Origin of the sequence: Bradyrhizobium sp. LA6.1 (genome assembly GCF_040547805.1) — a bacterium.
GTDB classification, from domain to species: Bacteria; Pseudomonadota; Alphaproteobacteria; order Rhizobiales; family Xanthobacteraceae; genus Bradyrhizobium; species Bradyrhizobium barranii.
This window is the reverse complement of record NZ_JBEPQK010000025.1, coordinates 114,613-130,572: the sequence shown is the minus strand read 5'-3', so window position 1 is coordinate 130,572 and position 15,960 is coordinate 114,613. Positions and strand designations below refer to the sequence as shown.

Below are 15,960 nucleotides of genomic sequence, written 5' to 3'. Positions count from 1 at the left end.
CGTCAGCCTTCCGGCGATCGCCAGCTGACCTGCCCGGCTCTTGCCGGTGAACGCGGTGACCCACCGCCAGCTACACCACGCAACGGGACACGATCTCCGCGCAGTGCTCGGAAGCCCTTGAAAAATAGGCCCTTCCGCGTACATCGGTGTTCGTCACCGTTTGTTCTCATCCGATTCTAGCCTAGCCGAAACGAATATAACCGCCACCTTGAATCAGCCTCGTTGGGAGCTTGGTTCAGTGACGTTACGGCGTCGAAAGCCAGCCGTGCGCGACCTCAAGGCCCCTTTGCCAGGAGCTCAGACGGGCTGGAGGCTGCGGTAAATTAAGCCATCGCGGCGTGTGGCGGCAACAATGCAGTCCACCATTTGCGCGTTGATCGTCGCAAATGAATTTCTGGCCCGAAGCGAGCGAATTGTTGAAGGCCATTTCTCACGCCTGTCCACCGATTGCTCAAAGATAGTGGGCGGCCAGCGATTGAGATTTGCCCTTCTCCGTGCCGTTAGACCGGAAATAGTTCCGATCTACTAGGGAATTAGTAGGTCGGAACCAGTTTAGCCTCGTAAAGTTATCTCGGCACATTCCAATTCTTTCCTGTCATTTATCAACACAGGGAGCCGTCATGGACCAGGTGACGAAGGATTTTGCGCGAGATGATGAAGAGTTGAAGCCAATCGCTTCTGCTCTCGGGGATGGCGCCATTCTTGTAGATGCCTCAGGACAAATCGTCTGGATCGACGACAACTTGCGCCGTCGGCTTAACGGTGGCCTCCATAAGCTTGAGTTGCCAATACGCAGGTCTGAGCGCCCGGCGCTGGATTGCTTCATTACGACCGCCGACGTCATGATTGATAATGAGCCGCGCCCGGTGTGCGTCATTCAACAGACCGGCGATCAAAAGGAGCCGTGGCAGTTCATCGCCGCGATTGAGGCCATCATGGCCGACAGCTCCTGGCTCACCCGTATGATCGTCGAGAAATTCAGCGCTCTGCGCCAAGGCACGCGATCGGCCCCGCGATCGTCCGACATTGATATTTTAACCGGCCGGGAACGCGAAGTGCTGTGGCTAATTTGCGAAGGGCGAAGCGATTCCCAGATGAGCGAGACGCTCCATCTTTCCCAGAACACGGTTCGCAATCATATTGCGTCCCTGTACCGCAAAATTGGCGTAAACCGCCGTAGTGCGGCCGTTATCTGGGCGCGCGAGCGTGCGGTTACAAGAGACGACGCGTTGAGCCCGCGACGTTCGTCGAGACGCCCGGGCCAAATGCCACAAGGCGGCGGACTCTACTAGTAGGGTTGGTATTTCTCTCTCTCTTGCCGGAAGCGGGCTCACCGTGTCTTCTAAGACGACTCACGGTGGCATTCGGAAGTGCCGCCATGGTCCGCACGCGCGGTGCGAGGTCCGCTGCGGCTTCATCGGCGACGCCCGATGTTTTCAGCGCCAAGAAGGCGATTCCGACGTGACCAACCTCGTGCTTCGACTCTACATCGCCGGACCGTCAGCGACCTCTCGCCGAGCGGAGCAGAATTTGCGGCGCCTGCGAGACGTCGCAAAGTCGCACAACGAGCTGGAAGTCGAAATTGTCGATGTGCTCAAGAATCCAGAACTAGCCGAGCAAGCTGCGATCATCGCCACACCGACCCTCGCTTTTGAACACCCTGTTCGCCCGCGGCGGATAATCGGTGATCTCAGCGACGTGGAGAGAGTGCTCGATTTTCTCGGTATCGAATCTGAAGGAAAAAAAGCATGACCACCGAGGATGTCGACGTTGCTGCCGTGCTGGATCGGGTGCAGACCGGCGTTCAGGCCTTCGATGAACTGGTCATGGGCGGATTGCCTCGCGCCCGAACCACCGTGGTTGGCGGCACGCCCGGGAGCGGCAAGACAGTCTTTGCCACGCAATTTCTCGCTCACGGAATTACCACGTTTGGTGAGAATGGCGTGCTTGTAACGTTTGAGGAGCCTCCGGCGGATATTGAAGCCAATATGCTGGGATTTGGCTGGGAACTCGCGAAATGGCGTAAGGAAGGCCGCTTGGGGTTTGTGGACGCCAGCCCACCAGCAAGCGACGAACTGATTATCGGCGATTTCGATTTGGTTGGTCTGCTTTCACGCATTCAGCACGCGGTCAAGACGGTCAATGCCAAGCGTGTCGTTCTCGATTCGCTTACTCAACTTTTTGACCATTTTATTGGCGACCCGAAGATCCTTCGCCGCGAGCTGTTTCATATTAGCAGCGCCCTCAAAAAGACCGGCCTCACCGTGCTTATGACGGCGGAACGTAACAGTGAGTATGGAGAGATCACTCGACATCGCTTGGAAGAATTCGTTGCTGATAACGTTGTCATCTTGCGCAACGTGCTTCATCGAGAAAAGCGTCGCCGCACCATCGAAGTCCTCAAGATGCGCGGGAGCCACCACGCCGAGGGTGAGGCACCCTTCACCCTGCTGGCGAACCAAGGCGTCGTCGCCGTCCCGCTTTCCTCGCTTCGTCTCGAACAGCAATCGAGCACGGTGCGTGTCACAAGCGGAAATTCTGAAATCGACAAAATGTGCGGGGGCGGGCTTTTTCGCGATAGCGTGACCCTAGTGAGCGGGGCCACTGGCACCGGCAAGACCCTGCTCGTCACCAATTTTCTCGCCGGGGGCGTAACAGCCGGAGAGAAAGCCATTCTGTTTGGATACGAGGAAAGCAAAGGCCAGCTCTTCCGCAACGCGAGCGGCTGGGGCGCCGATTTTGCCCAGATGGAAGCCGCGGGAAAGCTCAAAATCGTCTGTCTTTATCCCGAGGCTCAGGGGCTGCCCGATCATCTGCTTACGATCCAGAGCCTGGTCGATGAATTCCAGCCGAACCGAATCGCCGTGGACAGCCTGTCGGCATTGGAACGGATCGCTCCAGATACCGGGTTCCGCGAATTTCTGATCAGCCTCACCTCCTTCATCAAGAAGCGCGAAATCGCCGGGCTTTGCACCGCCACCAGCAAATCCCTCATCGGCGGCGAGAGCGTCAGCGAGCAACACATTTCGACGTTGACTGATTCCATCATCTTGCTGCGCTACATCCAGGAGCAGAACACCATGCATCGAGGTCTTATGGTGCTGAAGATGCGTGGCAGCGAACATGCCAAGGAAATTCGGAAGTTCACAATCGACGGTGCCGGTATGCACTTTGGCGAAACCTTCAAAGACGTGCCAAATGTGTTCACCAATGATGACGTTGGACAATGAAGCGGTGAACCCACGGCAAGGTCGGTACCATGAATAGTGCGGATGCCAAGTCTCGTAGCGGCATCGATCAAGCCGAGATCAGATTCCTCGTCGAGAAGAATGCCGATGGGATTATTGTCATTGACGAGGGCGGGAATGTCTTGTTTGCCAACCCCGCTGCCGAGGAGATTTTCGGGCGGCACGCCGAGCTATTAATCGGGAGTCCGATCGGAATACCGTTTATCGCCGGAGACACGGCCGAGATCGCTATTCACAAGCCGGATGGCGATCAAATTGACGCAGAAATTCGGATCGTCGAAACAACCTGGGATCGTCAGCCTGTCCGCCTTGCAAGCCTTCGAGATGTCTCGGCCCGCAAGGCAGCCGAGGAACGTCTGAGGCATTCGGCAAAAATGGAGGCGGTCGGACAGCTGACGGCTGGGATAGCGCACGATTTCAATAATCTGCTGACTGTCGTGCTTGGCAATCTGGAAAGCGTTCAGCGCCGATGCGCCATCACCGATCCTGCCTTGTCACGCGCGCTCGAAAACGCCAGCCGCGGCGCGCGACAGGCGGCAAAGCTCACGGAGAAGTTGCTGGCTTTTGCGCGGCGGAAACCGCTCGAACCTCAGTTGCTTGACGTCAACCTTCTTGTTTCTGGGATGTCCGATTTACTTCAACGTACGCTGGGCGAGCAGATCGTCGTGCGGACCAGATTGGTCGAAGACGCCTGGAGCGTTGAAATCGATCCGACCGAACTCGAAGCGGCAATTCTGAATCTTGCGGTCAACGCGCGAGATGCGATGCCATCGGGCGGGCAACTTGTGATCGAGACGGACAATGTCGAGATCGATGCTGCGTACGCAACGAGCGATATCGATGTCAGCAGAGGATCTTACGTTCTCATCACCGTTACAGACACGGGAATGGGCATGACGCCCGATGTGCTCCAGCAGGTCTTTGAGCCGTTCTTCACGACAAAGACCGGTGGACGCGGAACAGGTTTGGGGCTGAGCCAGGTTTACGGATTCATCAAACAGAGCGGCGGCCACGTGAAGCTTTACAGCGAACCGGGTATCGGCACGTCAGCCAAACTTTATCTGCCGAAGGTCCTAGATGCGGCTGTTCCCACCTGGACCCCTATTGCCGAGCCCCAAGCAATTGCTGTGCCGCTCGGCAAACAAAGCGAGACGATCCTTGTCGTTGAGGACGAGGCGGACGTTCGTAACTACGCGGCCAACAGCCTGCGGGAACTGGGCTATCGGGTGTTCGAAGCCATCGATGGCGCGTCCGCGTTGGATATTCTTAGGCGTGAGAACGACATTTGCCTGATGTTTACCGACCTTGGACTGCCGGGTGGAATGGATGGACGCGTGTTGGCGGAACGCGCTCGGGCGATCCACGCCTCCATTCAAATATTAATGACGACGGCTTATGCCGCCGGCGCCTTGGTCCACGAGGGCAGGCTCGATGCCCAGATCGAATTGCTCAGCAAGCCCTTCTCCTACTCCGCACTCGCAACGCGAATTCGGGAATTGCTAGATCGTCATAAAGAGCGGGGAGAAACTCGAATTCTCGTGGTTGAGGATGAGTTTCTGCTCCAAATGTTTGTCGCAGACACTCTCGCTGACGCCGGATGCGTTTCCATCGAAGCCGCCAGCGCCTCAGAGGGATGGGCCAAATTTCGCGCTGAGCAGGACGAGCTTGCCGGCGCTATTATCGACCTCGGATTGCCTGATCGGCGCGGCGATGAATTGATCGCAGATATTCGCGCAGTCCGGCCTGACCTGCCCATTGTCCTTGCGACCGGTTATGCCGACGATAACGTTCGTAGTCGGTTTGCACAGGATGACCGATTGACGGTTCTGTCAAAGCCATTTGTTCCTAAGGAACTCCTGGCCGCGCTTCAAAGATTTGGCATTCGGTTATGGTCAAAACAATGATGTTGCTAGAAGGCCTTTTCCCTTCGCTTCGGACGAACGCAAAGATCCAGGACCCGTAAAATGGAGGGTAAGCCATGCGCACGGTGCTTGCACTTTCACTTCTGGTAATTTCCATCTGTCCAACTTCGTCGTCCGTCGCTCAATCCCAGAACAGCCAGACCGTGACCGTTGGCTCGTGGGAAATTGCGACGAGTTACAAGGCCGACAAGTTCGATTCCTGTGTCATGAATCGTTCAACAGGCGGCCTCGGCATCAGCTTTACGCGGACTCAAGACGGGCTTCTGCTTCTTCTGGATTCCCCGAAATGGAAGCTCGATCGGGGTAAAGCCTACCCCGTCCGCTTGGTCGCGGGTTCGCAGTCCGTTGAAGCCAAAGCCCTCGCTGAAACGAAGGGTGTGACGGTCGCGCTTGCCGATCGTCCGTTTAACGGAAAACTTCGATCCGCTAACGTTCTAGATGTCCGCGGAGAGGGCGCTACGCTGCGTATCCCGCTGGACGGCAGTTCTGCAGCGTTTGAGCGTCTCGAAGCTTGTTTCGAGAAAAATAGTCGAGAGGGTGCAGAGACCAATCCGTTCGTGGCACCCGACCGGAAGCCTTAAATAGAGCGACGCTGAGCGCGAGCCGTCGTTGTCGTGCCGTTCATCTATTCGGCCACAACGGTGAGTCCGATATGCAAGAACCTAACTCGAAGGCATGCTTGAGCCTGGAGATGTTCGGCACTTGACGATTTTGCTTCTCGACGTGGGTTTCCGACTCTCCCACCCTTGTTCGGGTTGATTTTCCAGCGCTAACGAGCCCGGGGGCGGCGACTTGCAACGCTCCCGCCGGATTCCTGTGTCCGCCAAACCTGGGCATGCTAGGGTCCAGGCGCTCGACCTTGGTCGAGATCGGCAATAAGGACTGGCAAATTATGTCCATCTCACCGGGAAAGGAGTCGGTATCCTCTCCGGCGGCATCGACCGCGAGGTCGAGAGAGGAGCTTCCGTACCGTTTGCGGCAGCAGTCCCTGCTGGGCGAATTCGGACGTTCCGCCCTGCAGACCCGCGACATCACACAGATCCTCCAGCGTGCCACCGAACTGTGCGCGCAAGGTCTCGATGCTCCGTTTGCGAAGGTCCTGAAATATATGCCGGACGAAAAACGGCTGCTGGTGTGTGCAGGCGTCGGGTGGGCGCCGGAAACGATAGGCAACGTCTCTCTTGGGATCGATATGGAATCGCCAGCGGGGTACGCGTTCCATACCGGGCAAATCGTGATCTCGAACCACCTTCAGGAAGAAACCCGGTTCCGCACGCCGAGATTGTTGGCGGACCATGGCGTCAAACGGGCTATTAACGTCCTGATCGCGCGAGGCGGCGAAGGCCATCTGCCGTTCGGCGTACTCGAAGTCGACAGTCCCGATGCAGGCCAGTTCGACCTTGCCGATGCTGATTTCCTTGCGGGTTTCGCCGGATTGCTCGGCATCGCCATCGAGCGGCAACATGCCGACGCCCAACTCCGCGATTCCCTGGAGTATCAGGCCATGCTGACGCGCGAGATGAGCCATCGCGTCAAGAACAGCTTGGCGTCCGTCGTCGGGCTGTTGCGCGTGCAGGGCCACAACGCGCAGAAGGACGTTCAAAACGCGCTCAGCGACGCTGCTTCGCGCATCACGACGATAGCGCAGGTGCATGACCATCTCTGGCGAAGCAACCAGATCGGCTTTGTTGACATCGCCGACTTCGCTGGCGAGCTCTGCCACAAGCTGCAGGAAACCTCGCCAGGCCACAACGTAAGCTGCAAGTTCGCCCATCTGATGGTCTCAGCCGACAAGGCGATACCGCTCGGACTCCTTATTAATGAGCTTGTGACCAACGCTGCCAAGCATGCTTACCCTTCGGGTTCGGGCGAGGTCCGCGTCTCCGGGGAACAGCGCGGCCAAGACCTTCATGTCGAGGTATCCGATCAAGGCATCGGACTCCCGAAAGATTTCGACTTTGACCAGCCTCGCGCGAGCCTTGGCTTCAAGGTGATCAAGAGCCTCGTCGGCCAGCTTGACGCGCGTATCACTGTGTCCGCGACCGAACCAAAGGGCGCTACAATTCAACTCGACGTGCCACTCGACACCTCTCTCTCATAACGAGCGATCGGTTTGGGCGACAGGCGTTAAGGCGCCCCTAAGTGGTGGACGTGCCGGTGTTGAGAAGCTGGGAAACGGCGGTGATGAGCTGCGCCGGCGCGAAGGGTTTGGTCAGAAGAATGCTGTTGGGGACGCCGTTGGCAGCCCAATTGTCCGCGCTGTCGCCGGTCATGTAGACGACCGGAAGCGCCGGATCGATTTCTCTGGCACGCTTCGCGATTTCCCAACCCTCGATCTTCCCACCCAATTTGATGTCAGTTACCAGGGCGCGGTATTTGGGCTTGCTCGCATCGAGCGAACTCATTGCCTGCTCGCCGGAGGAAGCGATCACAACTTCGAAGCCGCCTTCGATGAGAGCGTCTTTGACGATCTCTTGGACCAAATGGTCGTCTTCGACCACCAGAATGGGAAGGGGTTGATCCAAGCACCAGCTCCTGGGCTTCATTGCCTGCGGGATGACTCGAAACACAAGGATCGGTTCCCTTAGAAAGGTCCAAAAGTGAACACAAGACGGTCTCCATGCTCGGCCCTCGCCCCTCGAGCGCGGTAGGCCCCTGCGCCGAGTTGCTGGCGGCACCGATCCTTGCCCTGAGAAATCAAGCCCTGGCGAAGGGCCTGCAGGCGGCTCGAAAGTATGCCAAAAAATAACCCGGCTATGCTCTCTCAATTCCGGACGATCGCGCAGCTCTCGTCTTTGGCCCAATCCGAAAAACTCAGGTAATAGGCACGGAATCTAATCCATGTGTGCGCGCGATGCCGACGACCTTCAATACTTTGAATGAACAATTCGCGAAGCAGCCTGCGCTTGGGTTATCCGCGGGACCAACTATGTGCGTTTTGGCTCATGCTCCCGGTGAAGTACCAACCCCGCTCTCGAATGGGCTTTCCTTGGTTCTGGTGCGGCCTTCCACGATCAACCCGCAAGGGGTTCGCTACGCAAGCGTGCGACCTCTCCGGCTTCGCCTCTCGAGGTGACCGCAGCCGCCCCCGAACACGTCGGCGCCTGTCGAGCGGGGATGGTCCCCGCCGCAAGACGGGAGCCTTCAATGTCGCACAATCTCACTCTCGCTCAGAACCACGCCTTCGATCTGGCCCGCACGCTCATGGTGCCGGTCATTCTCTTCCAGGCTGATAACGAATTTAGCGTGATGGTCTCCAGCGAGTACGACGGCGATCAAGACGCCATCGTTCACGAGTACGACCCCTGGAGCCCGGCTCATTGAGCCGGGTGACCGGCTGCCGCTGGCGCCATGCCGGCTGCAAGGGAGGCTTCGCCGCGTCGGACGATGCGACGACTGGCCCTTGGTCAGCGCGCCCTTGCAATCGGCAGGCTTCGCGGCCGGTCGGGGATGTTCCGGAAGTCTAGGAGCGAGTGAGACCAACAGAAGAAGGAGGCGGACTCCCTTGCGCGAGTCCGGTGCAGACAAATGGACAAGAGAGAAATCGAAGAGCTGCGCCAAAAGGTCGGCTGCGCGGCCCTGCTGGAGAAGGACGGTTGGAAGGTCGATGTCAAGGAAAGCACCCGACGCGCGATCAAGTATCGCCGCGACAGCAATATCATCATTGTCATCCACGGAGGGCGCGGCTGGTTCGACCCGTTGTCGCCGGCGAAAGGGGACGTATTTTCTCTCGCCGGACATCTTGGATCTGTAGGTTTCTCTGACGCATGCGACCGTGTTGCCGATACGATTGGCTTCGTCCCCAGCACGCCGGCGTGGCAGCGTCCGGCAAGGCTGAAGGTGCTTGAGTCTATTGCTGAGCGGTGGGGACATCGCTTCAAGCCGCGCTCGGGCTCGCGAGCCTGGCGCTATCTCACCGATGAACGCGGGCTGCCGGCTGAAATCGTGGAGCAGGCGGTCGCCTGCGATCGTTTGCGTGAGGGGCCAAAAGGCAGCATGTGGGCGGCACATAGCGATTCTGCTGGAGCGCTCACGGGCTGGGAGGAGCGTGGGCCGGCATGGCGCGGCTTCGCCAGTGACGGCGCCAAGGATCTGTTCCGCTTCGGACCGCCCGGGTCCGAGCGGATCTGCATCACTGAGGCGGCCATCGATGCCATGAGCCTTGCCGCGATCGAGGTCCGACTCCCCGATACCCTCTATGTCAGCACCGGAGGTGGCTGGTCGCCGGCGACCGAGGAAGCCATCCGCAGCTTGGCCAAGCGCGCCAACGCCCGGCTTGTGGCAGCAACCGACAACAATCGACAGGGTGACATCTACGCCGATCGCGTTCGTGCCATCGCCGCGGACACGAGCGGGCAGTATGCGCGATTGCGACCGTGCGCCGGCGACTGGAATGAGGATCTGATGGAGTTGGCGAAGAGACTGGAGAACAGCTGAGCAATCGATGCCGGAGGCCCGCCCGACGCGCGAACTCGCGGGCGGCGCGGCGAAGGCTCCCGCATGATCGCAATGGCGGGGCTATGCCCCTGAGCGATGCGACAGGAAGTCCGAAATAAGGAGGGAGAAAGAACGAAGGGGGTAAACCGCTGCCACATGCCCGGCCGGCGCGTCAAGGGTGAGCTTCGCCCGCGTTCCGCGGCCCTTGACTCGCCGGACCGGTGAGGCGGCCGCCGAGGAGGTGTGATGAAGGACTGAAGTGACGAGGAGATCAGGCGGATCGCTCGCGCTTCAGTCCGGCCAGGCCAAGAGGAGCCGCCAATGCACATCTTACCCACCATTCGCAAAATCTTCGAAGGCGTCGCGACGCGCCACGAGATGCACCGTATGTTCAACCGCCATCGGGGCAATCCGGCCATGGCCGAGGGCGAGGCAGGACACTTCTTCGCCGGCGAGTGGTTCCAGATTGCTGAGTCCGAGCATGACTACACGCTCGAGATCCTGCCGCCACTGTGGATGCGAGGCGACATGTTCGCAATGCGCGAATTCATGACGGCAAGCGTGACAAGCGTTTTCCTGTCCCTGTCGATTGACGGCCAGATGCGCTGGTTCCATGGCTATTGCGACCTGTCGGACAGAGCGTCGCCGGAGCGGATGAAGGCCGCGATCATCGAGCGCGAGTCGCGTCCTGTCCGCGCGATGACGCGCGAAGAGCGGCTCGAGCACATCTGGTCGAGCACGCATGACGACTATCGCGGCTACGCCGGCGAGCGCTGGCCCGCCGCCGTGCGCGGCCGCCGCACCGTGCTCGTCTACGCTGGCCAGCATGGCACCGCGCTGAAGCTGCTGGATGACCTCACCGAAATGGAGATCGCAGCGAAACTGCCGGTGCAGCTCCGCCACCTGCCGGAGGCGGTCGCGGCCTAGCCGGACCCGCTCTCCTCAAGCTGCGAACAGCCCGGCCCTGCGCCGGGCTGCGCAATTCGGCACCCGGGCTCCCGCCGGCTCTCTCGTCAATCCCGCAACGCCGTGCCGTCCGCCGCAGCTCGCGACGGCGGCGCGGTCGCGCGCGCCCAGCAGAAGGACATTTCCAATGGCGCAGGACGACCCTTTCACCATCGACCTCTTCGGCATCACCGCCCTCTCGTCGGGCCTCGGCCTCGGCGTCACCGCCTTCGCCGCCGACTTGGACGGCGACGACCATGACCGCGACCCGCCGCCGCCGGCCGCCGCCGCGCCGGCGCTCGCACCTGTGCGGCCTTGTGCGCCCAAGACGCGTATGCGCGGCGACAACGTCCACCTCGCCAGCGAGCGCGGTCTGGCAACGGGCTGGAAGCAGCGCGCCCGCGACAGTGTTGCCGCCATCCGGCTCGCCGCGCAGATCGAGGCGGAGCAGCGGCCCGCCTTGCCGGACGAGCAGCGGCAGTTGATCCGCTTCACGGGCTTCGGCGCTTCCGAGCTCGCCAACGGCGTCTTCCGCAAGCCGGGTGAATCCGAGTTCGCGCAGGGCTGGGGGGAGATCGGCGCCGACCTTGAGGACGCGGTCGACGACGCCGGCTACGCCTCGCTTGCGCGGTGCACCCAGTACGCCCACTTCACGCCTGAGTTCATCGTCCGCGCGATCTGGTCGGGCCTGCAGCGCCTCGGCTGGCGCGGCGGCCGCGTGCTCGAGCCGGGCATGGGCACCGGGCTGTTTCCGGCGCTGATGCCGGACGAATTACGCGCGACCTCCCACGTCACGGGCGTCGAGCTCGACCCCGTCACCGCGCGCATCGCCCGGCTGCTGCAGCCGCGGGCGCGGATCGTCACAGGCGATTTCGCGCGCACCGAGCTGCCGGCGAGTTTTGACCTCGCCGTCGGCAATCCGCCATTCTCGGACCGGACCGTGCGCTCGGATCGCCTGTACAGGTCGATGGGCCTTCGACTGCACGACTATTTCATCGCAAGGGCAATCGACCTCCTGAAGCCCGGCGCCCTCGCCGCCGTCGTCACGAGCTCCGGCACGATGGACAAGGCGGACGCATCGGCGCGTCAGCACATCGCGAAGTCGGCCGACCTGATCGCAGCCATTCGCCTGCCCGAGGGCGGCTTCCGCGCCAGCGCCGGCACCGACGTCGTCGTCGACATCCTGTTCTTCCGCAAGCGCAAGATCGGCGACGCGGAAGGCGACCTGTCGTGGCTCGACCTCGACGAGGTTCGGCTGGCGGCGGAAGACGAGAGCGCGATCCGCGTGAACCGATGGTTCGCGCAGCGCCCGGATTTCGTGCTCGGCGCGCACGCGCTCGCGTCCGGTCCTTTCGGCGAGGCCTACACATGCCTGCCGCGCGAGGACGAGGATCTCGAAGCGATGCTCAAAGCCGCGATCGACCTCCTTCCGGAAGCCGTCTACGACGGCGAGCCGGAGGTGATCGATCCCGACCTGGAAGAAGCCGGCGGTCCATCTGACGCCGAGTGGCCTGCTGATAGCCACGTGCGCGAGGGCAGCTACTTCTTCGACAAGGCCCACGGCTTGATGCAGGTCCTGGACGGCGACCCGGTCGCGGTGAAAGCGCGCAAGGGCCGCAGCGCCGACGGCATCCCGGAAAAGCACGTGCGCATCATCCGGAAGCTGATTCCGGTCCGCGACGCCGTGCGCGAGGTGTTGAAGGCGCAGGAGCTCGACCGGCCGTGGAAGGACGCCCAGGTCAGGCTGCGCATCGCCTGGTCGAACTTCGTTCGGGACTTCGGCCCGATCAACTTCACGAAGGTCTCGACCGCCGAGGACGAGGAGACCGGCGAGGTGCGCGAAACGCACCGCCGGCTGAACATCCAGCCCTTCCTCGACGACCCCGACTGCTGGCTGGTCGCCTCGATCGAGGACTACGACCTCGAGACCAACACCACGAAGCCCGGGCCGATCTTCACTGAGCGGGTGATCGCGCCGCCGGCAGCCCCGGAAATCACCAGCGCGGCAGACGCGCTCGCCGTCGTCCTTAACGAGCGCGGCCGCGTCGACATCGACCACATCGCCGAGCTGCTGCACCGGGACCGCGACGACGTCGTCGCCGAACTCGGCAGCGCCATCTTTCGCGACCCCGCTGACGGCTCGTGGCAGACGGCCGACGCCTACCTCTCTGGCCACGTGCGGGACAAGCTGAAGATTGCGGAGGCCGCTGCCGCGCTCGACCCTTCCTACGAGCCGAACCTTACGGCGTTGCAAGGCGTGCAGCCCGCAGACCTTAAGCCCTCCGACATCACCGCGCGTCTGGGCGCGCCGTGGATTCCGGCCGCCGATGTCGTCGCCTTCGTGAAGGAAACCATGGACGCCGAGATCAGAATCCACCACATGCCGGAGCTCGCATCGTGGACCGTGGAGGCACGTCAGCTTGCCTGGATGGCGGCCGGCACGTCGGAGTGGGGCACCGACCGCCGGCACGCCGGCGAGCTTCTCGCCGACGCGCTGAACAGCCGCGTCCCCCAGATCTTCGACACGGTCAAGGATGGCGACAGCGAGCGCCGCGTCCTCAATGTCGTCGACACCGAAGCCGCAAAGACGAAGCTCTCGAAGATCAAGGACGCGTTCCTGCGCTGGATCTGGTCCGATCCCGATCGCACGGACCGTCTTGCGCGCGTCTACAATGACCGCTTCAACAACATTGCGCCGAGAGCTTTCGATGGCTCGCACCTGAAGCTTCCGGGCGCCTCTGGCGCTTTCGTTCTTTATGGGCACCAGAAGCGCGGCATCTGGCGCATCATCTCGGCCGGCTCGACCTACCTGGCGCACGCGGTGGGCGCCGGCAAGACCATGACGATGGCCGCCGCCGTCATGGAGCAGCGCCGGCTTGGCCTCGTTGCCAAGGTGATGCTGGTCGTTCCGGGGCACTGCCTGGCGCAGGCCGCGCGCGAGTTCCTGGCGCTCTACCCGAACGCCCGCATCCTCGTCGCCGACGAGACCAATTTTATCAAGGACAAGCGACACCGCTTCCTGTCGCGCGCGGCAACTGCAACCTGGGACGCGATCATCATCACGCACAGCGCGTTCCGATTCATCGCGGTGCCGTCGGCGTTCGAGCAGCAGCTGATCCAGGACGAACTCGAGCTCTACGAAGCACTGCTGACCAAGGTCGAAAGTGACGATCGCGTCTCGCGCAAGCGCCTCGAGCGATTGAAGGAGGGCTTGCGGGAGCGCCTGGAATCGCTTTCGATCCGCAAGGACGACCTGCTGACCATCTCCGAAATTGGCGTCGACCAGATCATCGTCGACGAGGCGCAGGAGTTCAGGAAGCTTTCCTTCGCGACCAATATGTCGACGCTGAAGGGCGTGGATCCGAACGGCTCGCAGCGCGCCTGGGACCTCTACGTCAAATCCCGCTTCATCGAGACGAAGAACCCTGGCCGCGCGCTCGTGCTCGCCTCTGGCACGCCGATCACCAACACGCTCGGCGAGATGTTCTCGGTCCAGCGCTACCTCGGCTACGAGGCGCTCGTCGAGCGCGGCCTGCACGAGTTCGACGCCTGGGCGAGCACATTTGGCGACGTCACGACCGAACTTGAGCTGCAGCCCTCCGGGAAGTACAAGCCCGTGACGCGCTTCGCCACGTTCGTCAACGTGCCGGAGCTCATCGCTATGTTCCGCTCCTTCGCGGACGTGGTGATGCCGGATGACCTACGCCAGTGCGTAAAGGTGCCGGCGGTCTCGACCGGCAAACGGCAGATCCTTACCGCGAAGCCATCGCCGGCGTTCAAGGGCTACCAGGCCCGGCTCGGCGAGCGCATCAAGGCGATCGAGGAGCGCGACCGCGCACCGGAGCCTGGCGATGACATCCTGCTTTCGGTCATCACCGACGGCCGCCACGCTGCAATCGACCTGCGTCTGGTTGATCCGGATGGCGACAACGAGGCCGACAACAAGCTGAATCTGCTCGTCGGCAACGCCTTCCGGATCTGGAGCGAGACAGCCGAGAGCAGCTACACGCGCGCGGATGGCAAGCCCTTCGAGCTGCCCGGCGCCGCGCAGATGATCTTCTCCGATCTCGGCACCATCAGCGTCGAGAAGAGCCGCGGCTTCTCCGCCTACCGCTGGATCCGCGACGAGCTGGTCCGTCTCGGCGTGCCACCGGGCGAGATCGCCTTCATGCAGGATTACAAGAAGTCGGAGGCGAAGCAGCGCCTGTTCGGTGATGTGCGCGCCGGCAAGGTCCGCTTCCTGATCGGCTCGTCTGATACGATGGGCACCGGCGTCAACGCGCAGCTTCGCCTGAAGGCTTTGCACCACCTCGACGTGCCCTGGCTTCCGTCGCAGATCGAGCAGCGCGAGGGCCGCATCGTGCGGCAGGGCAACCAGCACGATGAGATAGACATCTTCGCCTATGGGACCGAAGGCAGCCTCGATGCGCAGATGTGGCAGAACAACGAGCGCAAGGCCCGCTTTATCGCCGCCGCGCTCTCCGGCGATACCTCGATCCGCCGGCTCGAGGACATGGGGGAGAGCCAGGCCAACCAGTTCGCCATGGCAAAGGCGATCGCGTCGGGTGACCCGCGCTTGATGCAGAAAGCTGGCCTCGAAGCCGACATCGCGCGGCTCGAACGGCTGAGGGCTGCGCACATCGACCACCAGCACGCTGTGCGGCGGCAGATGCGCGAGGCCGAGTGCGACATCGAGCTCTCCAGCCGTCGCATCGGCGAGATCGGCCGGGACATCAAGCGTCGTGTCCCGACCGCCGGTGACGCCTTCTCCGCGGCGGTGACCGGAACGCCCTACGCGGAGCGCAAGCTCGCTGGCCGCGCGCTGATGAAGGAGATCCTGACGCTGGTGCAGCTTCAGTACGAGGGCGAGACCGTCATCGCCTCGATCGGAGGCTTCGGCGTCGCGTACAGCGGCGAGCGCATCGGTCACGACGGCTACCGCTACACCACCATGCTGCAGCGAACCGGCGCCGAGTACGAGATCGAGTTGCCGGTGACGGTCACGCCGATCGGCGCAATCGCCCGTCTTGAGCACGCGCTGGCCGAGTTCGAGGGCGAACGGGAGCGCTATCGCCAGCGCCTCGCCGACGCCCGCCGACGGCTTGCGTCTTACGAGTCCCGCGATGGCGGGGACTTCGCCTTCGCCGGCGAGCTTGCCGAAAAGCGCCGGCAGTTGGGCGAGGTGGAGAAGGCCTTGGCGGAGGACAGCGAAAGCTCTGGTGAGCTGGCCGCGGCCGCATGAAAAAAGGGAGGAGAGAGGAAGGGAGAAGGCCCGCTCGCAGATCGGGCGGGCCGCCGACGCTGGCGCTCAACCGCCGCCTGCGCGATCCCTGCCCGTCGTCCTGCGCAGGGCTTTGCCCCGCTCGGCCTGCCGGCCAGGGATGCACGGCCGCAGTTGCACCGGCCCG

At 61.9% G+C, this 15,960-nt stretch carries 11 protein-coding genes; 10 read left to right on the top strand and 1 reads right to left on the bottom strand.

The genetic code is table 11. From position 1 onward, the window contains the following. Positions 1 to 620: 620 nt before the first annotated feature. The 6 genes from ABIB99_RS39935 to ABIB99_RS39910 all read left to right on the top strand — a co-directional run bounded on the left by ABIB99_RS39935 (position 621) and on the right by ABIB99_RS39910 (position 7,271). Positions 621 to 1,292 carry a helix-turn-helix transcriptional regulator gene (locus ABIB99_RS39935; protein WP_354116209.1) on the top strand — a complete coding sequence of 224 codons (672 nt, stop codon included), beginning with the start codon at positions 621 to 623 and terminating at the stop codon, positions 1,290 to 1,292. A 169-nt stretch (positions 1,293 to 1,461) separates the two neighbouring features. Beyond that, entirely contained in the window at positions 1,462 to 1,752 is a 291-nt protein-coding gene (locus tag ABIB99_RS39930) for a circadian clock KaiB family protein (protein ID WP_354116208.1), read from the top strand. Continuing rightward, the gene (gene kaiC, locus ABIB99_RS39925; protein ID WP_354116207.1) at positions 1,749 to 3,230 is read left to right on the top strand and encodes a circadian clock protein KaiC; all 1,482 of its coding nucleotides are present in this window, start codon (positions 1,749 to 1,751) and stop codon (positions 3,228 to 3,230) included. The genes ABIB99_RS39930 and kaiC overlap by 4 nt, the downstream gene beginning before the upstream one ends. 29 nt (positions 3,231 to 3,259) lie before the next feature. Next, positions 3,260 to 5,152 carry a response regulator gene (locus tag ABIB99_RS39920; RefSeq protein WP_354121923.1) on the top strand — a complete coding sequence of 631 codons (1,893 nt, stop codon included), beginning with the start codon at positions 3,260 to 3,262 and terminating at the stop codon, positions 5,150 to 5,152. A 74-nt stretch (positions 5,153 to 5,226) separates the two neighbouring features. Beyond that, positions 5,227 to 5,751, top strand: coding sequence for a hypothetical protein (locus ABIB99_RS39915; protein ID WP_354116205.1), 525 nt, complete (start codon positions 5,227 to 5,229; stop codon positions 5,749 to 5,751). Positions 5,752 to 6,062: 311 nt separating this feature from the next. Then, positions 6,063 to 7,271, top strand: a complete 1,209-nt coding sequence (locus ABIB99_RS39910; protein WP_354121990.1) for a sensor histidine kinase — start codon at positions 6,063 to 6,065, stop codon at positions 7,269 to 7,271. A 37-nt stretch (positions 7,272 to 7,308) separates the two neighbouring features. Here ABIB99_RS39910 and ABIB99_RS39905 read toward each other — a convergent pair whose 3' ends face one another. Then, positions 7,309 to 7,695 carry a response regulator gene (locus ABIB99_RS39905; RefSeq protein ID WP_354116204.1) on the bottom strand — a complete coding sequence of 129 codons (387 nt, stop codon included), beginning with the start codon at positions 7,693 to 7,695 and terminating at the stop codon, positions 7,309 to 7,311. 622 nt (positions 7,696 to 8,317) lie between these two features. Between ABIB99_RS39905 and ABIB99_RS39900 the strand changes: the two genes are divergently transcribed. From ABIB99_RS39900 to ABIB99_RS39885, 4 genes are all read left to right on the top strand, one after another. Then, positions 8,318 to 8,494 carry a hypothetical protein gene (locus tag ABIB99_RS39900; protein WP_354121924.1) on the top strand — a complete coding sequence of 59 codons (177 nt, stop codon included), beginning with the start codon at positions 8,318 to 8,320 and terminating at the stop codon, positions 8,492 to 8,494. A 204-nt stretch (positions 8,495 to 8,698) separates the two neighbouring features. After that, on the top strand, positions 8,699 to 9,607 hold the full coding sequence (locus tag ABIB99_RS39895; protein ID WP_354121925.1) for a DUF3991 and toprim domain-containing protein: 909 nt from the start codon (positions 8,699 to 8,701) through the stop codon (positions 9,605 to 9,607). 321 nt (positions 9,608 to 9,928) lie between these two features. Further along, positions 9,929 to 10,534: a DUF1419 domain-containing protein gene (locus tag ABIB99_RS39890; RefSeq protein WP_354121926.1), complete on the top strand. Its 606-nt coding sequence runs from the start codon at positions 9,929 to 9,931 to the stop codon at positions 10,532 to 10,534. Positions 10,535 to 10,700: 166 nt separating this feature from the next. Beyond that, positions 10,701 to 15,794, top strand: coding sequence for a helicase-like domain-containing protein (locus ABIB99_RS39885; RefSeq protein WP_354121927.1), 5,094 nt, complete (start codon positions 10,701 to 10,703; stop codon positions 15,792 to 15,794). Positions 15,795 to 15,960 lie beyond the last annotated feature (166 nt).

Bases quoted from the DNA above. Each gene is read 5' to 3' on its own strand.
- ABIB99_RS39935 (WP_354116209.1), top strand. From the start codon at position 621: ATGGACCAGGTGACGAAGGATTTTGCGCGAGATGATGAAGAGTTGAAG.
- kaiC (WP_354116207.1), top strand. From the start codon at position 1,749: ATGACCACCGAGGATGTCGACGTTGCTGCCGTGCTGGATCGGGTGCAG.
- ABIB99_RS39920 (WP_354121923.1), top strand. From the start codon at position 3,260: ATGAATAGTGCGGATGCCAAGTCTCGTAGCGGCATCGATCAAGCCGAG.
- ABIB99_RS39915 (WP_354116205.1), top strand. From the start codon at position 5,227: ATGCGCACGGTGCTTGCACTTTCACTTCTGGTAATTTCCATCTGTCCA.
- ABIB99_RS39910 (WP_354121990.1), top strand. From the start codon at position 6,063: ATGTCCATCTCACCGGGAAAGGAGTCGGTATCCTCTCCGGCGGCATCG.
- ABIB99_RS39900 (WP_354121924.1), top strand. From the start codon at position 8,318: ATGTCGCACAATCTCACTCTCGCTCAGAACCACGCCTTCGATCTGGCC.
- ABIB99_RS39895 (WP_354121925.1), top strand. From the start codon at position 8,699: ATGGACAAGAGAGAAATCGAAGAGCTGCGCCAAAAGGTCGGCTGCGCG.
- ABIB99_RS39890 (WP_354121926.1), top strand. From the start codon at position 9,929: ATGCACATCTTACCCACCATTCGCAAAATCTTCGAAGGCGTCGCGACG.
- ABIB99_RS39885 (WP_354121927.1), top strand. From the start codon at position 10,701: ATGGCGCAGGACGACCCTTTCACCATCGACCTCTTCGGCATCACCGCC.